Below are 2,177 nucleotides of genomic sequence, written 5' to 3' on the forward strand. Positions count from 1 at the left end.
CGGAACTTACCCGACAAGGAATTTCGCTACCTTAGGACCGTTATAGTTACGGCCGCCGTTTACCGGGGCTTCAATTCAATGCTTCCCATTGCTGGTGACATCTCCTCTTAACCTTCCGGCACCGGGCAGGTGTCAGGCTGTATACTTCATCTTTCGAGTTCGCACAGCCCTGTGTTTTTGCTAAACAGTTGCCTGGACCTATTCTCTGCGCCTCCCTGAAAGGGGAGGACCCCTTCTCCCGAAGTTACGGGGTCAGTTTGCCTAATTCCTTAACCATGAGTCTCTCGAGCGCCTGAGTATGTTCTACCCGACCACCTGTGTCGGTTTACGGTACGGGTGCCTGTGGCCTGAAGCTTAGAAGTTTTTCTTGGGAGCATGCTTACCGCCGCTGTCACCTCGCCGCGGGGGCTCGGTGTACTGTCAGGGTTCGGCTCTGGTGTGGATTTGCCTGCACCATCGGCGCCTACACCCCTTCAACGTGCATCCGTCGGCACGCGGGCGTGTCACTTCTCCGTCGCTCCGTCGCAGCCACAGCCAGTGACGGAATGTTGACCGTCTCGTCCATCGGCACCGGCTCGCGCCTTTGCCTTAGGGCCCGACTGACCCTGATCCGATTAGCGTTGATCAGGAAACCTTGGTCTTACGGCGAGGGGGTTTCTCGCCCCCTTTGTCGTTACTTATGCCTACATTTGCTTTTCCGCGCCCTCCAGACCGCCTCGGGGCGGACCTTCGACGGAACGCGGAATGCTCCCCTACCGATCGCCGCATTTCGGCGATCCCACGTCTTCGGCGCCGGACTTGATGCCCGATTATTATCCACGCGCGACCGCTCGACCGGTGAGCTGTTACGCACTCTTTGAATGAATGGCTGCTTCCAAGCCAACATCCCGGCTGTCGGGGCGGTCACACTTCGTTATTGGCTTCAACTTGGCCCGGATTTCGGGACCTTGGCCGGTGGTCTGAGTTGTTCCTCTCTCGGACACGGACGTTAGCACCCGCGCCCTTACTCCCGGTGAGCAAGCTGCGGCATTCGGAGTTCGGCAGGACTTGATAGGCGGTGAAGCCCTCGCATCCTATCGGTCGCTCTACCTCCGCAGCTCTCCGCCGAGGCTGCACCTAAATACATTTCGGGGAGTACGAGCTATCTCCAAGTTTGATTGGCCTTTCACTCCTACCCTCACCTCATCCGTAAGCTTTTCAACGCTTACCGGTTCGGACCTCCAGACGGAGTCACCCGTCCTTCATCCTGGACAAGGGTAGATCACTTGGTTTCGCGTCTGCCTCCGCTGACTCATCGCGCCCTGTTCGGACTCGCTTTCGCTTCGGCTGCGTGGCTCCTGCCACTTAGCCTCGCCGGCGACGGCAACTCGTAGGTTCATTATGCAAAAGGCACGCGGTCACCCCACAGGGGGGCTCCCACCGCTTGTAGGCGCATGGTTTCAGGGTCTGTTTCACTCCTCTGCTCGAGGTTCTTTTCACCTTTCCCTCACGGTACTTGTTCGCTATCGGTCTCTCGGTAGTGTTTAGCCTTACGAGATGGTCCTCGCAGATTCCCGCAGAATTCCTCGTGCTCCGCGGTACTCAGGTGCCACCTTGGTCCAAGTCTGTGTTTCGCCTACGGGACTGTCACCCGCTGCGGTCACGTTTTCCAACGTGTTCGGCTACACGTTCCTTTCTCGTTGTCGGTGGTCCTACAACCCCGCCCGTGCCTTGACACGGACGGTTTGGGCTCTTGCGCGTTCGCTCGCCACTACTTGCGCAATCGTTGTTTACTTTCTCTTCCTGCGGGTACTGAGATGTTTCAGTTCCCCGCGTTCGCCCCACTTGCGTGGTGTCACCATCGCTGGTGACGGGTTTCCCCATTCGGACATCGGCGGGTCATAGCGCATTTGCCGCTCACCGCCGCTTTTCGCAGCTTGTCACGTCCTTCGTCGCCTCCGAGAGCCACAGGCATCCCCCATGCGCCCTTGTTCGCTTTTCCTTTTTCTTCGTAGATTTCTACAAACCTAGGTTCTTCGCTCGATTCTCGACTCGGGACACCTCAACGGGTGTCCTCAGTGTGAATTGCTTTTGACAAAAAAAGTCGTTTCGCGTTCCCAGCATGTCAATGATCTCATTTCCGTAGTCCCAGGCAGACTTGAACTGCCGACCTCTACATTATCAGTGTAGCGCTCTAA

The 2,177-nt window shown here is 57.3% G+C and carries 1 rRNA gene; it reads right to left on the minus strand.

Features of this window, described 5'->3' with window-relative positions:
* Positions 1-1,981, minus strand: a 23S ribosomal RNA gene (locus ACJMNB_RS05790); the annotation flags it as partial.
* Between the last annotated feature and the right edge of the window lie 196 nt (positions 1,982-2,177).

This window comes from Fibrobacter sp. (assembly GCF_045131395.1).
GTDB lineage: Bacteria > Fibrobacterota > Fibrobacteria > Fibrobacterales > Fibrobacteraceae > Fibrobacter.